Raw genomic sequence first — 19,443 nt, forward strand, 5'->3', positions numbered from 1 at the left:
GACTGATATTTGATTTTAGTCGGTTTCTATACTATTTGAGAGAAGGTAGACACTATGTGTGGAATTGCAGGGTGGATAGACTGGTCTAAAGACCTGTCTAATGAACAAGAAACGTTAAAAAAAATGACAGATGCTATCATTCACCGAGGACCTGACGCAGAGGGGCATTGGTTTTCAAAACGAGCGGCATTAGGTCATCGACGTCTCATCGTCATTGATCCTGAAGGTGGCCTTCAACCTATGCTGTATAAAGATGGAAATAATACGATTGGCCTTACGTTCAATGGAGAAATTTATAACTATCAAGAATTACGTAAAGAACTTGAGGAGAAAGGTCATGAATTTCAGACCAAGTCGGATACAGAGGTATTACTACACGCTTACTTAGAATGGCAAGAAGATTGTGTTCAACACTTAAATGGGATTTTTGCTTTTGGTATTTGGGATGAAAGATTTGGGAAATTGATGCTTGGTCGTGATCATCTAGGTGTGAAACCTTTATTTTTTGCTCAAAGGGGAAGTGCAGTTCTTTTTGGTTCAGAATTAAAAGTTTTACTTTCGCATCCATTTGTAGATGCAGAGGTAGATAAAGAAGGACTTTCTGAAATATTCTGCCTTGGACCAACACGTACTCCTGGTCATGCTATTTTCAAGGATATACATGAAGTGCGTGCTGGCCATTATATGACGTTTACCTCTAATGGCTCGACTACGACACAGTATTGGAAACTTGAAAGTAAAAAACATGTAGATGATATTGATACAACAGTCGAGACAATCCGCTCCATTTTACAAGATACGGTTAAACGGCAGTTAATTGCTGATAAACCAGTGGTATCTATGCTTTCCGGAGGTTTAGATTCCAGTGGTTTAACAGGTTTAGCAGGAAATGAATTTGGGAATAAAGGGGAACGCCTTCATACATATTCCCTGAATTTCATCAATGATGAAAAAGACTTTGAGCAAGACTTCCTTCGTTTTGATCGTGATGAACCTTGGGTGAAACGTGTGGCTGAATATGTAGGAACAAAGCATCATTCTATAGAGTTAGGATCAGATAGTTTAATAGAGTATTTATTAACTCCAATGCGAGCGCGTGATCTACCTGGAGTTGGAGAACTGGAAACGTCTCTTTATTTGCTATTTAAGGAAATGAAAAAAGACGCAACAGTTGCACTTTCAGGCGAATCCGCAGATGAAGTATTCTCAGGATATCCATGGTTCCATCAAGAGAAGTTTCTAGATGCAGAGATATTCCCTTGGAGTGTTAATTTATGGTATAGCACAGAAATTCTATCAGAGGATTTTAAAGCGAAGATTAGCCCTGAAAAATATCAAAAACAAAAATTTGAAGATGCGGTTGCTGAGGTTCCTTTTTTAGAAGGTGAAAGTGATCTGCAAATGAAGCAACGTCAAATGTCTTACATGTTTATTACACGTTTCTTGCCATTTATGCTAGAACGAAAAGATCGCACAAGTATGATGAATGGCTTTGAAGTACGAGTTCCATTTTGCGATTACCGGCTTGTAGAATACTTATGGAATGTCCCATTCGAAATGAAAAGCATAGACAATATTGAAAAAGGTATTTTACGTCGAGCTTTTGAAAATGTACTTCCAGAAGATGTGCGTTATCGCAAAAAAAGTGCATATCCAAGCACAAAGGATGCCTCTTATGTACAAGGTATTAGTGATTGGATGTTACATGTGTTGAACAATCCTGAATCACCTATTTTGCCATTGATTAATGTAGAAAGAGTTCGTGCTATTGCAGAAGGAAAAGACGAAGTAATTTCAGGTAATGATGCACGAGGTATAATAGATTATTTACTTCAAGTTAATAGTTGGCTTCAGGAATATAATATTAAATTAGTATGGTAGATGTAATTTTCAAATAAAGAGAATAGCTGAAACATCAATGACCTAAGTGAACCGCATTTCCAATGGATTAGATATTTATCTAATAATTGGAGATGCGGTTTTATTATTTTGGGATAACTAGTTCTTTTAGCATAATAGCGATGTGTTAGTTCTAAAAACTCAAGAAAGCTTTAGAATACTATTATAGTTGGTCAAGGACATGAACTAGACACCTAATTATTTCAGAGGATTTCTCGATTTGCTCTGGATCAAAATCTGAAAGGTTCGCATTAAGAATATGTTTTAGTTTTTTCTCTCTTTCTAAGTGACAGTTTAAACCACTAGGCGTAAGTTGGACATTGACAACTCTCCGGTCGTTATTTGAACGAACACGCTCAACGTAACCAGCCTGTTGTAATCCATTGATTAATTGAGTAATACCAGCGGCGGTAGTTTCTGCTCGATCAGCTAATTCTTTGACTGACAATTCGCCTTCTTCAGCTAGTACTTTAAGGGTTCGAGCATGGACCATTGAAACTGCCCCTAATGTACGAGTAGCTCGCCCTCTTAAACGTCCATCGGCTGCAGTCAGACTATATATAGCTTGACTAAGTTCGTCTATCGCAGTTAACTTATTTGAAGAATTTTTCATAACATCACCATTTTCCCGTTAACTAAGTACTTAATTATATGGTGTTAACATTAACATATGAAAAAGAGTAGAGTCAAATTAAGTAGAGACTGGCTATTCATTTTCCAAGCAATATTATATATGCTCACCTTAAATCATCAATAAAATAATAAGACGACTTGGTTTGTAGTCTTGACAAAAGTACATATTATACTTCATTATTTTAATTAAGTACTTAATTGTTAAGTACTTAATTAAAATAATGAAGGATGATTATTATGACTCAACGTTCACAATCTCAAGGATGGGCTTTAGATATAGCCCTTGCACTTGGTGGGTTTGATGCTTTGCATCCTGAAGCAAAGGCAACTATGGAACAGTTAGGACATGACCACACTGATTTTGATAAAGTTTTTTCTCAAGTAAAGAGTGGAGCAATGATACCAAAAGCATGGGCGACGGTTGCTTCTCAGGCTCAAGAACGTGCAAAACATTATGAACAAAAGGGATTCACTGTTACTGCTCGTGATCTATATCAGCGAGCTGCTGTTATGTGGGGACGTGCACAATATTCATATTTTAATGATGATCCACGAAAATTGGCATTTCGAGAACGTTGTAACGAATGTGTGGCAGCTATTTCATCACTTGGAGGAGGAACAGTACAACGTATAGTACTAGAATTTGAAGGCAAACAGATATATGCACTACTTCATTTGCCCTCAGGTGAAGTTCAGAATGCACCAGCAGTAATATTAGGTCCAGGTATGGATATGATTAAGGAAGACTATATACAGATTGCGCAACGTTATTATACGTCTCGTGGTATCATAGCTCTATCAATTGAAGGACCGGGTCAAGGTGAATCTGTATCTGAAGGTCTAAAAGTCGATTTGACTAATTACGAACGCGCCGTTAGTTGTTATATCGATTTTCTATTAAAACGGCCTGAGGTTGATCCAAAACGGATTGGATTTTTTGGTATCAGTATGAGTGGGTATTGGGGGATGCGAGCTGCTGCGAGTGATAATCGTATAAACGCTATAGCCACTTTTGAAGGTGTATATGGTGAATTTGATACCATCTTTAACAGAGCTCAGCCGAGTTTCAAAGCCAATTTTATGTACATGTCTGGTTACACTGATGAAGTTGCTTTTGAAAACGAGTTGAGTAGCCAGATGAACCTGTGGAAATTGGCGCCAAAGATTACTTGTCCAGTCTTCATGGGAATAGGAGAATTTGATGAACTTACCCGTTTGGAAGAAGCATTAAGTCTTTATGAGTTTGTAGAAGCACCAAAGGAGATACGCGTCTATGAGAATGAATTTCACCCGCTTGGTGGAGTAGCTGCAGAAATTTTTCGTTTTGGTGCAGAGTGGGTGGAACTTGCACTTGAAGGAAACTTTAAAGCTAACCATGATGAGCGTTATTACATGCATCGTGATGGGGGTGTTACTGAAGGGACAGCTTTTCCAACTTATTGGCTTGGTGCCCAGCCGGCGGAAATTAAAGCACGCAAAAAGTGTAATAAATTAAACGCTTGTAATAATTAACAAATTTATACTGATTAAAAAAGAAAACAACAAAAATAGTATGTAGCTTTTTTACACTATTTTTGTTGTTTTCTTCAAATTTTTAGACTCCTCATAATTATGGACATTGATGAGGATATTCAAAGTGCGGAAGACTTCGAATTGCTGAAAAACACGGAGGAAAGTTACAGGAAATGTTAAGGGATTTATAAAGTAGGAAGACAAACTATATTTTTTCTTGAGCACAACTAGCATACATATATTCTCTAGGGATCCAGACCCGAATTGTTGAGACAGACAATGACAAATCTACGGTCTGAGGAACATGACCTTCATAAAAGGCTAAGTATCATTGGATGGGATTGCAAGACAAATCAAAGTCCCTATTTTTGAATTTTTAAGTTGATGGATGTGTGGCGGTACCCCATAGCTATTAAGTTAATATTTTAAATTACCCCCATAACGAAAATTTTATATCACTACAACAGTCATTTATGAGAAGTTAAGGCATTTTATTTATTGCTATGCTGTTTTCTTGTGACACAGAGTACAATTATAGACAACATCTAAAATATTAAAGACTTTCTTTTTCTCATAACAGTGGAACTTTCGCCATTTTTCTGTAGGAGGATAAACAGGCGAAGCAGAATTACTTGAGTTGAAAGTTCTTGATACAATCCGATATAAGCTTAGTAAATTTCGTGGGTTTGTCCTGGTTATAGCTAGAATGAATTTGACAATTGTTACAGAAAAAAGAACTGACATTCTTACAAATCTGGAAAATTGAAAATGGCTGTTTATGAAACTTTCAATATTTATAATTAAAGTTGGTGCTACTTCTTTATTGCATTAGATAGCAATGTAATTTATAATACGTTTAAATGATTAAATTCTTAAACGGAAGGTAATGTTAGCGAAATGAACTGTAATGATAAAGTAATGCATATTTTAGAAAATTTAAGACCATGTTTCCAAGGGTTGGGAGATCCAACTCGTCAGCAAATTGTATCGCTTTTAATTGATAAAGATAGCTTGAATGTGACGCAAATTGCGGAGCATATTCCCATGTCAAGACCTACTGTATCTCATCATTTGAAAATATTGAAACAATCAGGGTTACTTCGAGTTCAGAAAAAAGGCACTGAAATGTATTATTGTCTTGAATTTAATGAAACAATAAATCTTTTAAAAGAACTTGTTTCTTTAGTTGAAGATGAATGTAAGAATTAGGTACTCATTTATAGTTTAGGGGCACCCTTTGTCCCTTTTTTTAGCGACATTATGTTAAAAGGTTTAAGTTTTTAATCATTTAAACTTATGATTTCACACTAATTAAAATGGAGGTTTCAGATGAATAAGAAAACAGTATTAATTGTTGGTGGGTATGGTGTTGTTGGTAGTCAAATTGCTCAAATTTTACATGATCGACATCCTGATTTGGAAATTAGATTAGGAGGAAGAACTTTAGGGAAAGCGTTACCTTTTGAATCAGATAGAGTAAAAATAGTCACTGTAGACAACACAACAGATGATCCGTTAAGAAATTTGGATGATAATTTCACATTAGTTGTTAATGCGGTTAATGACCCGCAAGATAGACTACTTCTATCTGCAGTTCAAAAAAAAATTCCATTGGTTGACATTACTCGTTGGACTGAACGTTTTAAGAGTTCTATTGATCGATTAAAAAATGTTGAGGTCCAATCCCCTGTTGTATTAGCTTCAGGGTGGATGGGAGGGACAGCAGCCCTTTTTGCTAAAATGTATTCAAAAGATATTCAAGAGGTTACGGTTGATATCAACGCACTATATTCTCTTCAAGACAAAGCAGGACCAAATTCAACAGCATATATGGACCGGTTAACGATTCCATTTGAAGTCAAAGCTCGAGAGGGAATGCGACAGGCTTATCCAATGACTGATCCGATCAAAGTCCGCTTTCCCAACGGTTATATAACCAAATGTTATCGTTTGGATACTCCTGATCACGTAACCCTGCCAGAATCAATTCATGCTGTTTCGGCTAACTTTCGGATTGCTTTTGATAGTAAAATATCTACATATGGACTGGTTTCTCTGGTGAATACAGGAATTTGGAAACTGATTAGTGGAGAAAAATTTAATGACTTACGAAAAAATATTCTTTATAAACCCGGAAGTGGAAGTGCACATAACATAGTTATTCATCTTAAAGGTTATGATGCTAATGGTGTATTGCATAGGCGATGTGTGAACATATCAGATCCGTTAGGACAGACACATCTTACTGCTTTAGGAGCAGCTGTCCAAGCAGAGAACATTTTACAAACATCTGATATTATGGTTCCGGATTCTAAAATTTACTTTCCGGAAAATTTATTAGATTTGGGTATGAATGCATCTGTAATTTTAGATTTTTATAGGGAATATGGGGTTAATATTACGAAAGAAAATATATAAAAGGTATCGTTCTATTCGTGGTAGTACACATATGGCTATCAAGCAAAGAAGAGCAAATACCCCAAATAACTTAATGGCAGTTTAGTTTAATAAGAACCAATGGTAAAATGATGAGAATTAATTATGCTATGGGGCTGGTCAGTTGTAATTTTATAAAGGAGTTGTGAAAAGTTGAAATATCGCAAAGCAAATATCGATGATATTGATAAATTGGTCGAGTTAAGAAAAAGCAATTAGTTGATGAGGGGATAGAACCTAATATAGATATTGGTAGAGAACTATATGCTTTCTTTAAAAATAAACTAAGTGAAGGTACTTTAATTGAATGGCTAGTGGAAGATAATGAAGAAACTATAGCTTGTGGTGCAGTAATTTTTTATGAATTTCCACCTTGTTACACCAATAAGACTGGAAAAAAGGCTTATATCACAAATATGTATACTAATGAAAATTATCGTGGGCAAGGAATCGCAACAAAGCTGTTAACTAAATTAGTTGATGAAGTTAAGATTTCAGGTATCTCACAAATATGGCTTGGGGCTTCAAAAATGGGTAGACCAGTGTATAAGAAGTTTGGTTTTATGGAAACTGATGAATTTCTAGAATTAGGGTGTTTTTGCCCATCCACCGAAAAAGGGGAATAAGACAAGATATTCCAATGTGGAAAAGTAACTCTAAAATCAACCTTTATTATATATTTTGGAGTTACTTGACGTTAACTTTTCTATGGAAAGTTGACACTTTTATCCTATGCCTAAAGGCGGACTGAATTCCTGCATAGGTTTTCCAGTATCACTGAATTTGTAATGAAAAGTTGTGAACAATTGAAAAAATAATGGTTGAAATAATGAAAGGTGAAAAGGAGTTTATTTCTAATAAGCGAAATATTATATTGTATTGTTTTATCCTAAATTATTTGTAAAGGTGGATACATAATGACAGTAAAGAAGCTTTATTTCCTCCCAGCAGGTCGTTGTATGTTGGATCATTCTTCAGTTAATAGTACACTTACACCGGGTAAACTACTAAACTTACCTGTTTGGTGTTATCTTTTGGAGACAAAAGAGGGACTTATTTTAGTAGATACAGGTATGCCAGAAAGTGCTCTTAATAATGAGAATCTTTTTAAAGGTACATTTGTTGAAGGACAAGTTTTACCTAAAATGAATGAGAACGATAGGATCGCAAATATTTTAAAGCGTGCCGGATATGAGCCAGAAGATCTTCTTTATATCATTAGTTCTCACTTGCATTTTGATCATGCAGGAGGAAATGGCGTTTTTACAAATACACCAATTATTGTACAGCGTGCTGAATATGAGGTAGCACTCTACAGAGAGGAATATTTGAAAGAATGTATATTGCCGAATTTAAACTATAAAATCATTGAAGGAGATTATGAAGTAGTGCCAGGTGTGCAATTAATATATACACCGGGACATACGCCAGGTCATCAGTCATTATTAATTGAGACGGAAAAATCAGGTCCAGTGTTGCTAACTATTGATGCATCATATACGAAAGAAAACTTTGAAGATGAAGTACCGTTTGCTGGGTTTGATTCGGATTTAGCTTTATCTTCAATAAAACGTTTAAAAGATGTTGTTAAGAAAGAAAATCCGATTATTTTCTTTGGCCATGATATGGAGCAAGAAAAGGGCTGTAAAGTGTTCCCGGATTATTTGTGAGATAGCATATAAAAAGTCATGGGCTCGTTTGAGGTGACCCCGAAAGTTAGGTCATGACTTTTTGTTTTGGGGTGTTATAAAATTCTTAAGTTGATGGGCATGGGGTAATAATATGAATTGGAGGTTCCTTTCTAAGAGTAGGGAGTCTCTTTAATCTCGCTACCGATAATCAAATGATATGTTAATTAGATTTGAATATTGTATGCATCGTCTTTTCTTCAATAAATATTAAGTGATAAACTTCATATGTAGTATATAAGGAGATTATCTCATAGGTTATTTGCAAATATTAGATGGGGAGTATTTGACACATACATAACCTAAAGATTTAGATGAAATTAATATAGATAAGTATTTACTACGATTGCCTTCCTATTTTTCTTAGAATTTTTTTAGTGAATCAAAATTTAAATTGCGTATACATCTTTTGTATTAGTAGACCTAAGTCTAAAAGTATGTACAATTACACCATTTGACTAATGGGTAAACTTCACAAACTGATATATACTAGTATTGTGTCTTGCCTTTTTAGGTGTAGTACACAGCCGGTGATTGGCTAGTGGATGTCCTTCCATTTTGCCAGTGCCGGTTTTTTGTTGGATAATAGAGAAAATGAAGTTTTTATAAGGAAAGAAGGGGTTGTTTTGAAAGATGTAAATTCTATCTTTATGAGAGAAAAGATTGCTAGTTTTTATCTTTATTTTATTTCTTTTCTTGGTTTGGTTACTATAACTATATCTTTACTTGAAATTAAAATCCCTTCTCATCTAACAATACTAATATTGTTGTTACTTTTTATGGGGATTGCAGAGTATTTTCCTGTAAGATTTTGGAGAGGAACTAGTTCGCTTACCTTTCCGATAATTTACGCTATGAGTTGGCAGTTTGGAATCCATATAACTATTGTTGCTATTGTACTTGTCACGCTAATTATTCACCTGCATCGTCGTTCACCGATACAAAGAATGTTATTTAATAGTACTCAACATGCACTTAGTTTGATCTTTGCCAAATGGTTTTCAGACAAATGTATGTCCTTAATAATTAATAAGATAGGTATGTCAGTTCTGTATGAGAATTTAATATCTTTGTTATTATTTTGCGTGTTTTTTTGTTTTTTCAACAATCGCTTTTATGATTTGTTAATGATACTTCTTCCGCAGCCATATTCAATTTATCAATGGTATAAAAAAACTATTACGGTATTTCTTTGCGAAACTTTTGGTTTCTCTTATGCGGCACTGATGCATGTACTAATTAGTACATATAGTGTGGAAGTAAACGAAATTACAGTACTGTTTTTCTTTTTTCCACTTGTAGCAACTTCAGTAATTAGTTCTTTTTCTGTACGGATAAGGATGGAAAAGGAACGATTATATGAGTTATTTCTTATTACGACCGAAATTAGTCGAGGATTAACCGGAGGAAACTTGAAACATATTAAACAAGCACTTAAAGGTTTTTTTGGCATACAAGCATATGTAATATGGACAAAAGATGATGGTAACTGGAATATTCTATTAAAAGATGGGAAAGTCCGTTCTGATATATCTGATGATTCAGAAAAGTTAGAGGCGTTTGAGGGACTTTCTAAAAATCTTGTATTTAATGATTGGAAAATTGGTACTGCTCCTGAAGATGAAATATTTGATAGTGTTATACGCTCACTTGTATATTTTCCTCTTATAGTAAATGATGAACTAGTCGGAATGTTTGTTGCAGGGAAAAGTAGAAATGCGGGTTTCTTTCCGGAAGATGTACAGTCGTTAGCTACATTTTCTAACCAATTAGCTAACGTAGTTAAAACAAGGTTATTGATTTCTGAACAGGAAAAAAGAATGATCTTAGAAGAAAGGAATAGAATCGCCCGTGAAATTCACGATGGTATTGCGCAAACATTAGCCGGGGTGATATTCCAATTAGAATCCGCTCGGAAAAAATACCGTGATAAACCAATTGATATGCAGCAGGTAGTAGAGAAAAGCATAAAAGATTTAAGAGGAAGCCTAGGAGAAGTTCGCTACTCTATTTATGCTTTAAAGCCATATCCGACGCAACAACTAGGCCTTAAGCAGGCGATAGCAAGTAAAATAAAATCTTTAAAACAAGAATATGAACTAGATATTACATATCATGAAAGGGGTCATGCACGTGCGCTTAGTTTTTCAAAAGAAAGGGTTATTTTTGATACATTACAAGAGAGTTTGCAAAACATTGTAAAACATGCGCAAGCAAAAAAGGCTGATGTTTTAATCAGTTATCAAAGGGAGCACGTGCTTTTAAGAGTTAAGGATAATGGAGTTGGCTTTTCACTATTTGAGTCTATGGTTAAAACGAAGAATGAGCCACATTATGGTATATTACATATGAATGAACAAGCTGACCAATTAGGGGCTACTTTACAGATTGATAGTTCTGTAGGAAAAGGGACAGAAATTACACTGTTAATTCCAGATTCACAAACAAGGGGTGCGTAAAATGATTAAAATATTAGTAGTAGATGATCATGCTTTTTTACGGGATGCAATTCGGAGCATACTAGAGGATGAATCTGATATAAAAGTGGTTGGAGAAGCTAGCTCTGGAGATGGAGTATTGGGAAAAGTAGAAGAATGCCGACCAGATTGTATTTTGATGGATATTAATCTTCCAGGGAAAAATGGGATTGAAGCTACAGAGTTAGTGAAAAAAAAATATCCGAGTTGCCGTGTACTTGTGTTTACAATGTATGAACATGACGAGTATTTAATGGATGCACTCCAGGCCGGTGCTGATGGTTATTTATTGAAGGATTCATCATCAGATCAGGTAGTAGCAGCAATTCGAATGTTATATCGAGGCGATTCAGTCATTCATCCGCGTATGACTAAAAAATTAATTACATATCATCAGCAAAAAATGAAAGTAGAATCAAATGAAAATGAACTGACGGAACGTGAAAAGGAAATTCTCTTTGAACTAGTAAAAGGACTTAGTAATAAAGAAATTGCTGAAGTTTTATATATTAGTGATAAAACAGTTAAAATTCACATCAATAAAATTTTTAAAAAGCTAAATGTGAAAAGTCGATCGCAAGCAGTGATTTATGCAGTCCGAAATCAATTAGTTCCGCTAGATTAAATAAGAAATCTATCAAAGAACTATCGTGTCGCTTTATTCTGTATTACAAAGAATAAAGGACAAGGTAGTTCTTTTGTACTATGTAGGCATAGAATCCTTAGAGAAAAGATACTCCTTTTGTTTAATTTTCAGAATAATCAACATGTGGAATAATAAAAATAGAATTACATTTTAATCTTGTTAATAATTCATTTTGTGAAAATCTTTTGTTGGAAATAAATGACGGAGGGCTCTTATAGAAAGAGTAAAGTGAGTGGTTAGCTATGTAAGGTATGGGGATGGTAGTAGTGTTGGAAGTCTTTCATGATACAAAAGATTAAGATTAATAGAGTTTCCAATGCTACATGGGAATTTAAGAATCAATTTGTTTCAAAAAATAATATTAATAATGGGGAGATGTAATATGAAACGAGGGAAATTTGGAAAGATTCTTATTGGAACGTTAACAGCTGGAATGTTATTGTCTCAAGGAATTCCATATAACGTATTAGCGGAAGAGGTAAATACATCTACTTTAACTGGAATTGATGATGCAAATGCTATCTTAAAAGGTCTTACAAAGGAACAACGTAATGCCTTAAAAACGTTAGATACAAAACCAGGTTTTGTTATTTCGCCAGGTATCAATACAACAAGTCCTAATAATGTGAATGTGATTATAGAATTTAAGCAAGCGCCTAGCAAAATAGAGGTATTAAAACAAGCGGCTAAAGGGAAAAAAGTAGCTCTTTCAAATGCGGAACAAAAGGTAGAGGCATCACATAAAGGATTTAAAGCAGAGCTTGAGCAGCTTCAAAAGAATAAAGAGAAAGGAACAAATGTAAAATCTGCAAAAATAACAAGAGAATATAAGAATGCTTTTAATGGTGTAGCGATTTCTTTACCAGCAAATATGATCGAAGACTTAGTTCGTACCGGTATCGTTAAGCGCGTATGGGAAGATCATGAGGTTAAAATTGATTTGCCGAAAGAAACAACTAAGACTGCTGTTGAACCGAAAATGGCGGATAGTGTACCGCAAATTGGTGTGGACAAGCTGCATGATGAAAAAATAACAGGGAAAGGAATTAAGGTAGGTGTACTGGACACAGGTATTGATTACAACCACCCGGATTTGAAAGATGCATATAAAGGATATCGTGCAAAACAAGGTGAAGATCCAAGTAAAATAGATCCGAACTCCATAAAAGGATGGGACTTTGTTAATAATGATGCTGATCCAATGGAGACAACGTATAAGGATTGGCAAAATTCTGGAGGATATCCTGAGATTTATGAGCGGAGTGCATATTATACATCCCATGGTACGCATGTAGCTGGGACAATTGCTGCAGACAAACAGAATAGTGTGGATTATGCAGTGAAGGGTGTTGCTCCAGATGTAGATTTATATTCATATCGCGTATTAGGTCCATATGGAAGTGGACAAACAAGCGGTATTCTTGCTGCGATTGATAAAGCGGTGAAAGACGATATGGATGTTATCAATTTATCACTAGGAGCGTCTATTAATGATCCTTTATATCCTACTTCTGTCGCAGTGAACAATACGATGTTAGCTGGTGTTGTTACAGTAGTAGCAGCAGGTAACAGTGGTCCGGAAGAAGGTACCATTGGATCACCTAGTGCAGCGGCACTTCCAATTACAGTTGGAGCCAGTGATGCTGCAATGACGATCCCAACGTTTTCTATCGATGCAGGTGATTTACATGTGGATAAGATGATGCTACTTGGAAAAAGCTTTACTGATAAGATTGAAGATTTGAAAGGTCAATCCGTATCAGTTGTATATGCAGGGCTTGGAAAATCAAATGATTTTACAGGAAAAGATGTAAAAGGAAAATTAGCTCTTATCCAACGCGGTGAGATTACATTTGATGAAAAAATTAAGCATGCTAAGGAAGCAGGCGCAAAAGCGGTAATCGTATATAACAATGTAGATGGTGAAATTACAAGTTATCTTGGGGAAAGTACTTCGTCTATTCCATCGTTCCGCTTAACAAAAGTAGATGGTGAGAAATTACAAGTAAAAGCTGTACAAGGAGATGTGTCGTTAGCGTTTGGAGAACTAAGTAATATAAAAATAGAGGGAGATCACTTAGCTGATTTTAGCTCCCGCGGTCCTGCAACTAAGACAGATGATATTAAGCCAGATATTGTAGCACCAGGTGTGTCTATTTTCTCAACTGTTCCTGAATATATTAATGATCCAAAAGATGGAGATAATTATCCGGTAGCGTATGGACGTATGTCAGGTACCTCTATGGCAACTCCTCATACTGCAGGGGTAGCGGCACTTATTTTACAAGAACATCCAAACTATAGTCCATTTGAAGTAAAAGAAGCACTCATGAATACCGCAGTTGATTTAAAGGAAGAGCGTTCTGTATTTGAGGTGGGCTCAGGACGAATTGATGCATATCGTGCAGTTCATGCAGATACATCTATCGAGGTTGTTGATAAAACATCAAACGTTGTAGGTGATGAAGAAGTAGAAATTGAAGAAAAAACAGGTTCTATTGCATTTGGGTATAAAAATCAAATTGAAAATGGGCCTATTAAAGATAGTCGAAAAGTTTTAATTAAGAACAGCAGTAAAACAGATGGGAAAGAGTTTAAATTAGAGGTGAAATTTTCACCTACAAGTGTAGGTGTGCAAGATGCAGCGAAGAATGGTGTGAAGCTAAACGTACCAGATTCTATTAAAGTAGCTCCTGGTGCATCAGAGGAAATTAACCCTGAAATTACCATTCCAGAAAACGCTGAATTTGGTAGATATGAGGGCTATATTCATATTTCAAATAAAAACAATGAAAAAGAAGTATATCAAGTACCATTTGCAGTTAAATTCACAGAAAAAGGGATTGCGTCTGTAGATTTACTGAGAGATGCAATGGCAACAGATGCTTCTAAATTCCATCCATTTATGGAAAGACCAAGTTCGCCGTTGTCATTTAAATTAAATAGTCCTCTCGAAACCATTGATGCAATTGTGAAGGACCGAACGACAGGGAAGGCATTAGGAGTCGTTGGTACACTTAATGCAAGTAGTCTAACACCGAATGTTGAATATATGATGTTTTCTGGTATGGGAGGGTATGTACTTCCATTCACAGGAAATCCAGCTCATCCAATTGCGGATAAACCTGTTATGTTGCCTGATGGAGATTACGAATTGAACTTCGTTGGATATGATAAAGAAGGAAAATCTTATACAAAAGGCGATAGCATTATCATTGATAATGTAATACCTGAAATGAAATTTAAGGATGTACAACCTGGTATACACGAAGTCAATGATTCTATGTTTAAAGAAGAAGACGGCCAGCGTGCATTATGGGTGCATGGTAATATTTATGATTCTACAGTAGATGCATTAAAGGCAAAAGGCTTGCAATATGATCAAAAAGCGAATCAAATTGTATATTATCAAAACTCAGCCTTCCCATCGGGATGGTTGAATACAATTCAAGCAAATGGTGATTTTAAATTTGGAGTACTTCCAGAGGAAATAAATGAGCCGTTAAATTTAAAATTATTTGGATATGATCTTGCAACTGCAGGGAATATGGCAACTGGATATAAAGATTACGTCTTTGTAAAAGAAGGGACAGAATACGCTGTTCCAAGTTATGACAAAGATAAAATCAAATTAGGAGAGAAAATTACATTAACTTTGAATCTTAATAATGTAAAACAGCTTATGTCAGGTACATTTGAAATTCCTTATTACAAGCAGCTATTTAAATTTACAGATGTGAAACCAAATCCAGCACTTACGGAATATGTAGAACAACATGGATTGAACCTTAAATTAGAAGATCCGAAGATAAGTGAAGCAGGAGCTTGGGAAAACAAGGTGAAAGTTGGCGCATCATTGGAAGGAAAAGAATTTAAAGGATTAGATGGAGATAAACCATTTTTAGATGTTACATTCGAGATGACGAACGATGAATACTTTAATGATTTGACTGCATTTGGAGTAGATAAGTTCTCTTATACAAAAGTTGGTGCATCAGAAGGCATTGAGATTCCTGCGTTTAAAGATAAATCTTTTGCTATTGTTTCGAAACATTCAACGGTTACAGGATATATTGGCCCGGAAGCTTTCTTGAATGAAGAGGGGTATTTAGGTAAGAAAGACTATACAAAACTAGGAGCAAAAGTGTACGCAGTTGGAAAGGATGGAAAGAAATATACAGGAACGATTGGTGATAACGGACAATTTGAAATTCATAGTGTTCCAGTAAGCGATAAAGAATATGATATTTTCGTAGAAATGCCAGGTCATTTAAATAGTAAATTAACAACAAAAATAGGGAAAATGCAGGATGGAGAATTAGTGGGACAAAACTTTAGAGCTGACATGGATGATAACCTTGCAGGTGATGTAAACGGCGATAAAATGGTAGATATTCAAGATGCTAGAATAGCAGCTTTATCGTATGGAAAAGGAAAAGTATCTGTAAAAGATGGAGATATAAATCAAGATGGTGTTGTAGGTGAAACGGATGTTCGTTTAATTGAGAAAAACTTCTTGAAAAAGGGCCCAGATGCTAAAGGAAACGAGAAACCGAAAGAAAATGTAGGGCCAGTGACGTTAGAGAAAATTTTACGCTCTATCGGTTTAGAACCAAAAAAATAAGTGGACAAACTTCTAGAGTAAATAAAGGCATCAGACAATGGATATTAAATGAAATGGATTGGTTAACAAATGACCGGAAATGATTTACGGTAACATTACCGGTCATTTTAAGAGTCATAGTCGTTTGGGTACATGAAGTAACTAGTTTAAAGTAAGTTTGCTTTCATTATGGGACAAGGAAGTTGCTTAATTATTATTGTTGTTTGTGGGATGGAAATAAGGTTTGTAGTTTAAACTTTAACAATAGGGGGACTTGTGAAATGGGTATGAAGAAAAAACTTGGTATGGGTGTTGTAACTGCAATGCTTGGCTTATCCTTAATTGGCGGGGGAACATATGCATATTTTAGTGATAAGGAAGTATCACAAAACACGTTTGCAGCGGGTACTTTAGATTTGAGTGTGAATCCAGAAGTTGTTATTAATGTCGACAATCTGAAACCAGGTGATGAAATGGAACGTGGTTTTCAATTAGTAAACAAAGGAACCTTAGCAATAGGAGATGTGAAACTCCTGACAGATTACAGTGTAATCGATGCGAAAGGGGATAATGGAAATGCTGATTTTGGTGATCATATCCGTGTTGATTTCTTGTGGAACTTGGATAAAAATGAGGTTCCAATTTGGTCTACTACATTATCTGAATTAAAGGTAGCTATGCAAAATGGAAATATTCCTAATCTTGTAAAGAACGGTATTGTAGATCGAGAAGGAAATGGACTTGCTCCAGGTGATGATGATACATTTTATGTAATGTTTACATTCGTAGATAACGGTGAAGAACAAAATGTATTTCAAGGAGATGCGTTGAAATTAAATTGGACTTTTAATTCCATGCAAGCAAGCGGTGAAGAAAAGTAAGTGTAATAATTTGTATACTATATGTGTGAGACATATCGTATACAAATGAAAAGAACTGTTTTGAAATGAAGGCGTTTATCCTCAATGGTAAAACTCCTTATAAAAATATGGGTGAAAAACTTGATGATGATTTCCCTTTTAAAACACATCGTAAAAATATTTTGCGATGTGTTTTGTTGTAAGTTGGAGAGTACAGAAATATTAAATGATTATCCAGCTTTTGAGATACTTTGAGGGAATTTAGCACCTTACGCTAGCTTAGCAGCTTTCCTGAAGGGGATTTTGTTTTTTTACATGACGAAATGCTTAAAAACATAATATAAAATAAACATGTTTGATTTTCATCCATGTTTAATTTTTATAAACATCCATTACTTTAAACGTTTGACAAACGAGCATTAAGTCTGGAGTAAAAGTAAGTCCATACCGACTTAATTCCCAAGTGAAAAATTTAACGTGCTCACTATACCAATAATCATAGCTTAAATCGCCTTCACCCTCAGATCTTGCAAAATTACTTGTTACTTCATTCATTTTTAGTAAATCGATCTTTGTATATTTTATAATTGCTAATGGATTATTGTCTCCATCCAATACAATATCGTACTGACCAACTTTTTGAATTTCTTCCCCTTCAAGCTCATAAACACAATGTGCAGCGCATGTTCCTGTTTTGATTCCTTTAACTACTAAACTTCCTAATTTATCTCCCATTTCTTTGGAACCATCTCCAAACATCCATGCATCTGGAACACTCATGTTTAACTCATTTTCTTTAGCGTACATATACCAATATTCTTCTATCTTATTAACTGACATCTGTCACTCATCTCCTTAATATTTAAATATTTTGAATTTAACACACGGCATATTATCTGTCAATATTTTAGAAGAACTTGCAATACAACTACATCGATAAATGTTTATAAAAAATATAACTCTTCGTAAACATATTTTCCATTCTGTATATTAATGCGAATAAACGAAACTCATACTGTTATTCTGCTGAAATCGTTACGGAAAAGTAAAATAGTGGATAAAAGAACAAACTATAAATGGTTTTATTTACCAATAATATTTTCTTTGTTTCGTAGCATATTAAACGTACAGGAGGTGATATATGATGGCAAACAATCGTAACAACTCTTTAGTGGTTGCAGGTGCAGAAAGCGCACTAGATCAAATGAAATATGAAATTGCACAAGAATTCGGCGTACAATTAGGCGCGGATTCAACTGCAAGAGCGAACGGCTCTGTAGGTGGAGAAATCACAAAACGTCTCGTTGCTATGGCAGAACAGCAACTTGGTGGATATAACAAATAATGCTAGGTATAAAGTAGAAAAAGGAGAGATTATATCTCTCCTTTTTTTGTAAAATATTCGATTATGAATATTTTATTTGTTATCTATCTTGTCTCTTATTACTTGTATCTTCCAGCCACTTAGAAACATATTCTTGCATACGAGATTCTAATGATTAAATCGTTTCATTTGAGATAGTGAGTGCTTGATCCGCATACTTTTTCGGGAACATGTTGCGCAAAGTAGGTTCATTTTCAGCACCATCTCCTGGTTCACGGTAATCTTCAATGATGTAATCATCCCCATTTTTTGTGACCGTCACACGGACTGGAAGTAAATGTCCTGCTTGAGAAACTGTCTGTGTTTCGCGGTTGTATCCTTGCATGAGGGAATGAAGGTAGACATACATTTTTTCATCCTTCATTTCAGTTCCATAGATTACATGCGTCTCAAATTGTTTTTCTGTATGATTTAATTTGTCTTGATTCCAGGCAATGATACTTTCTGAAATAAGGGATTCTAATTTGCTGTTTAGCGGAATCTCCGTTACATCCTTTGCATCATTTTGGACAGAATCACACCCTGTTGCAATGAAAACGAGTATGACAATACTTACGGTAATTATTATCTTTCTCAAAATCTTATTTTCATATGTTAATGCAAAACGTCTGCTCATCAATTCACTCCATTTCTCTTTGTGCTAATCATCCACTGACATAACTCTTTTATATGACAATAGTAAAATCGTCTTCAAACTAGAAACTTATTCTATCCAAGGGAATATATTGAATTATATAATACATACTATACATTCTTACACATAACGGGAGAGACTCTATGAGAAAAGTTATAATGTATTGCGGGATCTTTATTATGATTCTTTTAAGCGGTTGTATCCGATTCGGAAAAGACATTACAGATACAATCTATCTCATTCCTGAAGCATACGAAGGAGACCTTTTGGTACTATATAATGTTCCAGGAGCTGAGTTGTTGCCAGAAGAAGATGGATTTCGTGTCGTCACTTTTTCTGCAGACGGGACCGCAGTTACATCTACAGCCGATATGAAATATGGGGAAGTCAATGACACGTATTACACGGTTAACAAGGAAGGTAAGCGCACCAAACTTGATGAAAGCTGTATACGCGTTGGTTCAAATGGAGGCACTACTGAAAACATTGGTAAAGAAAATGAGCATACATTCTCATACGCGAAATTGGCAGTTACAACTAGTGCTTGCTCACAAAGCTTCTCATCATACGGGAGAGAAGTACCAGAAAATCAAGAACATCCTGTAGAGAAGAAACTGAGGGAATTATTGGTGCTCGTAAAAGAGCAGTATATGAAAGTGAAATACTAAATT

13 protein-coding genes and 3 pseudogenes are annotated in these 19,443 nt (G+C 35.2%); 12 read left to right on the forward strand and 4 right to left on the reverse strand.

Annotated elements, in window-relative coordinates; genetic code table 11:
- Nucleotides 1-54: 54 nt before the first annotated feature.
- Complete coding sequence (gene asnB / locus MHH27_RS12700) at nucleotides 55-1,881, forward strand: asparagine synthase (glutamine-hydrolyzing) (protein WP_071714852.1); 1,827 nt, start codon at nucleotides 55-57, stop codon at nucleotides 1,879-1,881.
- 181 nt (nucleotides 1,882-2,062) lie between these two features.
- Here the strand turns inward: asnB and MHH27_RS12705 are convergent, their stop codons facing one another.
- On the reverse strand, nucleotides 2,063-2,512 hold the full coding sequence (locus MHH27_RS12705) for a MarR family winged helix-turn-helix transcriptional regulator (protein ID WP_000798525.1): 450 nt from the start codon (nucleotides 2,510-2,512) through the stop codon (nucleotides 2,063-2,065).
- Between the two features lie 257 nt (nucleotides 2,513-2,769).
- Between MHH27_RS12705 and MHH27_RS12710 the strand changes: the two genes are divergently transcribed.
- Complete coding sequence (locus tag MHH27_RS12710; protein ID WP_061660955.1) at nucleotides 2,770-4,044, forward strand: alpha/beta hydrolase; 1,275 nt, start codon at nucleotides 2,770-2,772, stop codon at nucleotides 4,042-4,044.
- A 501-nt stretch (nucleotides 4,045-4,545) separates the two neighbouring features.
- On the opposite strand, the pseudogene MHH27_RS32020 reads toward MHH27_RS12710, so the two are convergent.
- Nucleotides 4,546-4,694: pseudogene (locus MHH27_RS32020) on the reverse strand (IS4 family transposase); the annotation flags it as partial.
- 247 nt (nucleotides 4,695-4,941) lie between these two features.
- On the opposite strand from MHH27_RS32020, the gene MHH27_RS12715 reads away from it, so the two are divergent.
- The 8 genes and pseudogenes from MHH27_RS12715 to MHH27_RS12750 all read left to right on the forward strand — a co-directional run bounded on the left by MHH27_RS12715 (nucleotide 4,942) and on the right by MHH27_RS12750 (nucleotide 16,775).
- Complete coding sequence (locus tag MHH27_RS12715; RefSeq protein ID WP_000995770.1) at nucleotides 4,942-5,253, forward strand: ArsR/SmtB family transcription factor; 312 nt, start codon at nucleotides 4,942-4,944, stop codon at nucleotides 5,251-5,253.
- Between the two features lie 120 nt (nucleotides 5,254-5,373).
- Nucleotides 5,374-6,462, forward strand: a complete 1,089-nt coding sequence (locus MHH27_RS12720; RefSeq protein ID WP_098235915.1) for a saccharopine dehydrogenase — start codon at nucleotides 5,374-5,376, stop codon at nucleotides 6,460-6,462.
- A gap of 171 nt (nucleotides 6,463-6,633) precedes the next feature.
- Nucleotides 6,634-7,106 (forward strand): annotated as a pseudogene (locus tag MHH27_RS12725) (GNAT family N-acetyltransferase).
- 291 nt (nucleotides 7,107-7,397) lie between these two features.
- On the forward strand, nucleotides 7,398-8,150 hold the full coding sequence (gene aiiA / locus MHH27_RS12730; RefSeq protein WP_000216603.1) for a quorum-quenching N-acyl homoserine lactonase AiiA: 753 nt from the start codon (nucleotides 7,398-7,400) through the stop codon (nucleotides 8,148-8,150).
- A 644-nt stretch (nucleotides 8,151-8,794) separates the two neighbouring features.
- Nucleotides 8,795-10,627 (forward strand): GAF domain-containing sensor histidine kinase, encoded by a 1,833-nt coding sequence (locus MHH27_RS12735; RefSeq protein WP_090976624.1) that lies wholly within the window; start codon nucleotides 8,795-8,797, stop codon nucleotides 10,625-10,627.
- Nucleotide 10,628: 1 nt separating this feature from the next.
- The gene (locus MHH27_RS12740; protein ID WP_000590664.1) at nucleotides 10,629-11,270 is read left to right on the forward strand and encodes a response regulator; all 642 of its coding nucleotides are present in this window, start codon (nucleotides 10,629-10,631) and stop codon (nucleotides 11,268-11,270) included.
- A 403-nt stretch (nucleotides 11,271-11,673) separates the two neighbouring features.
- Nucleotides 11,674-15,915, forward strand: coding sequence for a S8 family serine peptidase (locus tag MHH27_RS12745; protein ID WP_340942788.1), 4,242 nt, complete (start codon nucleotides 11,674-11,676; stop codon nucleotides 15,913-15,915).
- Nucleotides 15,916-16,175: 260 nt separating this feature from the next.
- On the forward strand, nucleotides 16,176-16,775 hold the full coding sequence (locus tag MHH27_RS12750) for a TasA family protein (RefSeq protein WP_090976628.1): 600 nt from the start codon (nucleotides 16,176-16,178) through the stop codon (nucleotides 16,773-16,775).
- Nucleotides 16,776-17,126: 351 nt separating this feature from the next.
- On the opposite strand, the gene MHH27_RS12755 is transcribed toward MHH27_RS12750, so the two are convergent.
- Nucleotides 17,127-17,594, reverse strand: a complete 468-nt coding sequence (locus tag MHH27_RS12755; protein WP_340942790.1) for an ASCH domain-containing protein — start codon at nucleotides 17,592-17,594, stop codon at nucleotides 17,127-17,129.
- 304 nt (nucleotides 17,595-17,898) lie between these two features.
- Here MHH27_RS12755 and MHH27_RS12760 point away from each other — a divergent pair, with 304 nt between their 5' ends.
- Nucleotides 17,899-18,099 (forward strand): alpha/beta-type small acid-soluble spore protein, encoded by a 201-nt coding sequence (locus MHH27_RS12760; protein WP_000002881.1) that lies wholly within the window; start codon nucleotides 17,899-17,901, stop codon nucleotides 18,097-18,099.
- 79 nt (nucleotides 18,100-18,178) lie between these two features.
- Here MHH27_RS12760 and MHH27_RS12765 read toward each other — a convergent pair.
- Nucleotides 18,179-18,754, reverse strand: a pseudogene (locus MHH27_RS12765) (peptidase M56).
- A 161-nt stretch (nucleotides 18,755-18,915) separates the two neighbouring features.
- Between MHH27_RS12765 and MHH27_RS12770 the strand changes: the two are divergent.
- Nucleotides 18,916-19,440, forward strand: coding sequence for a DUF6843 domain-containing protein (locus MHH27_RS12770; protein ID WP_340942792.1), 525 nt, complete (start codon nucleotides 18,916-18,918; stop codon nucleotides 19,438-19,440).
- The last annotated feature ends 3 nt before the right edge of the window (nucleotides 19,441-19,443 follow it).

Origin of the sequence: Bacillus sp. FSL L8-0152, from assembly GCF_038006365.1 — a bacterium.
Lineage (GTDB): Bacteria > Bacillota > Bacilli > Bacillales > Bacillaceae_G > Bacillus_A > Bacillus_A cereus.